The following is a 3224-nucleotide window of genomic DNA, read 5'->3' as shown; positions in this document are numbered from 1 at the left end:
GCCGGCCGCGCGCATCGCCAGCCTGTCGGCCCGGCTGCGGCCGGGCAGCGCCATCGACCGTGCGGCGCTGGCCGCCAAGCTCGCCGCCAATGGCTATGTGCGAGTCGATACGGTGGTGGAGCCGGGCGAATATGCCCTGCGCGGCGGCCTTGTGGACGTCATGCCGTCGGGGCAGGAGTTTGCACTGCGTCTCGACTTCTTTGGCGACGAGATTGAAACTATACGAAAATTCGATCCAGCGACGCAGCGCAGCCTGGGGCCGGCCGAGGGCTTTGATCTGCTGCCGGTGTCGGAGGTGCTGCTGGATGCCGATCGGGTGCGCGCCTTCCGGGCCGGCTGGCTGGAGCGGTTCGGCGCCACCGCCACCGGCGATCCGCTCTATGAAGCAGTGAGCGACGGGCGGCGGCTGGCCGGCATGGAGCATTGGCTGCCACTGTTCGAACCCGGCCTCGTCACGCTGTTCGACTGGCTGGGCCCCGATGACGTGGTGCTGGAAGGCCCCGGCGCCGACAAGGCCGCGGCCGACCGTTTCGAGGCGATCGCCGACTATCACGACAACCGCATCGCCGCGCTGTCGGCCAAGAAGGGCAGCTATCGCCCGCTGCCAGCTGATGCGCTCTATCTGGCGCCGGAGGAATGGCGCCAGCGCCGCGCCGCCCATGCCGTGCACGCCGCATCCCCTCACGCCGTGCCCGACGGCACGCGCGATGCCATCGATTGCGATGCCGTGCCGGCACGCGATTTCGCCCCGGAGCGGGTGGCGCAGGCCAATGGCGGCCCGCCGGTCTATACCGCGATCAAGACGCATGTGGAAAGCCGCCGCGCCGCCGGTGAGCGGGTGATCCTGGCCAGCTATTCGGCCGGCGCCCGCGAACGGCTGCGGGGCCTGCTGGCTGATGAGGGGATCGAGCGGTTGGCGCTCGCCGATCACTGGCAGGAGGCACTGGGCGCCACCGCGACGGGGCACATCGCGCTGACCGTACTGCCGCTGGAACACGGCTTCACCCGCTCCACACCGCACCCGCCGCTCCATGTGCTGACCGAGCAGGACATGCTGGGTGACCGGCTGGTCAGGAAGGCACGCTCGGCCCGCAAGGCCGATGCCTTCATGGCGGAACTGGCGATGCTGACGCCGGGCGATCTCATCGTCCACCGCGATCACGGCATCGGGCGTTACGATGGCCTGATCGCCATCCCCATCGGCGGCAAGCCGCACGACTGCGTCGCACTGAGCTATGACGGCGGCGACAAGCTTTACGTGCCGGTCGAGAATATCGACGTGCTCAGCCGCTATGGCAGCGACAGCGAAGGCGTTGGCCTCGACAAGCTGGGCGGCGTCGCCTGGAGCCAGCGCAAGGCGCGGATGAAGAACCGCATCCGCGAGATTGCCGGCGAACTGCTGGCGACCGCGGCGGCGCGGGCCCTGCGCGAGGGCGAGCCGGTGAGCATCGATGCCCATGGCATGGCCGCCTTTGTCGACCGCTTCCCCTATGCCGAGACCGACGACCAGTTGAAGGCCATCGGCGACGTGCTCGACGATCTCACCTCCGGCAAGCCGATGGACCGGCTGGTGTGCGGCGATGTCGGCTTCGGCAAGACGGAGGTGGCGCTGCGCGCTGCCTATGCCGCCGCGCTGTCGGGCATGCAGGTGGCGGTGGTCTGCCCGACCACGCTGCTGGCGCGCCAGCATGTGCAGAATTTCCGCGAGCGCTTTGCCGGCTTGCCGGTGCAGGTGCGCCACCTCTCCCGACTGGTCAGCGCAAACGACGCGCGCGCTGCACGGGAGGGTCTGGCAGATGGCACCGTGGACATCGTGGTCGGCACCCACGCGCTGCTCGCCAAGGGGGTGGAGTTCAAGCGGTTGGGGCTGGTGATCGTCGACGAGGAACAGCGTTTCGGCGTCGTCCACAAGGAACGGCTGAAGGCGCTGAAGGCCGATGTCCATGTGCTCACGCTCACCGCCACGCCGATCCCGCGCACCCTGCAGATGGCCCTGACCGGCCTGCGCGAGATGTCGATCATCGCTACCCCGCCGGTCGACCGGCTGGCGGTGCGCACCTATGTCATGCCATTCGATCCGGTGGTGATCCGCGAGGCGCTGCTGCGTGAACATTATCGCGGCGGCCAGAGCTTCATCGTGGTGCCGCGCATCAGCGACCTGGCCGACGTGGAGGAGTATCTGCGCACCGAGGTGCCGGAGGTGCGCCCGATCACGGCCCACGGGCAGATGGCGCCATCCGAGGTCGAGGAGCGGATGAGCGCCTTCTACGACAAGCGCCACGACGTGCTGCTGTCGACCACCATCATCGAATCCGGCCTCGACATTCCGTCGGCCAACACGCTGATCGTCCACCGTGCCGACCGCTTCGGGCTGGCCCAGCTCTACCAGATCCGGGGCCGCGTCGGCCGCGGCAAGACCCGCGCCTATGCCTATCTCACGACAGCCGCCGGGGAGACCATCACCGAGGGCGCCGAGCGTCGCCTGCAGGTCCTTTCCCAACTCGACACGCTGGGCGCCGGCTTCCAGCTGGCCAGCCACGATCTCGACCAGCGCGGCGCCGGCAATCTGCTGGGCGATGAACAATCGGGCCATATCAAGGAGATCGGCTTCGAGCTCTACCAGTCGATGCTGGAGGAGGCGATCCTGGAAGCGCGCGCCGAAGCCGCGGGCATGAAGCCGCCGACGGAGGCCTTCTCGCCCCAGATCACCGCCGAGGTGCCGATCCTGATCCCGGACCACTATGTCCCCGACTTGAATGTCCGCATGGCCCTCTATCGACGGCTGAACGAGATGAGCGGACGCGCCGACATCGATGGCCTGGCCGCCGAGATGATCGACCGCTTCGGCCCGCTGCCGCCCGAGGCGGAAAATCTGCTGACCGTCATCGAGATCAAGCTGGCCTGCGTGGCGGCCGGTGTCGCCAAGCTGGAAGCCGGGCGCAAAGGCGCGCTGGTCAGCTTCCAGGCCGACCGCTTCGCCAATCCTGATGGCCTGATGGACTATATCGCCAGGCTCGGCGCGCGTGCCAAGGTGCGGCCCGACCAGAAACTGTTCATCGCCGCCGACTGGGGCGATGACCGCACCCGGCTTAAGGGCGCGCTGGCCATCGCGTCGTCGCTGTCGAAGCTGGCGGCCGGCGCGCGGCTCAAGCCGGCAGCAGCGGCGCAACCGACCGCACGTACCCCGCTGCCGGCGCGCCCGGCGGTGTTCCGCTCGAAACTCG

1 protein-coding gene is annotated in these 3224 nt (G+C 68.7%); it reads left to right on the top strand.

Going from position 1 to position 3224, the window contains the following annotated elements; genetic code table 11:
- A partial coding sequence (gene mfd, locus GJV64_RS12915; RefSeq protein ID WP_164157722.1) for a transcription-repair coupling factor occupies positions 1 to 3224 on the top strand: 3224 nt, incomplete at both ends.

Origin of the sequence: Sandarakinorhabdus rubra, assembly GCF_010994245.1 — a bacterium.
Classification (GTDB): domain Bacteria; phylum Pseudomonadota; class Alphaproteobacteria; order Sphingomonadales; family Sphingomonadaceae; genus Sandarakinorhabdus; species Sandarakinorhabdus rubra.
The sequence above is the reverse complement of the archived record's forward strand: the minus strand, read 5'-3'. Positions and strand labels throughout refer to the sequence as shown.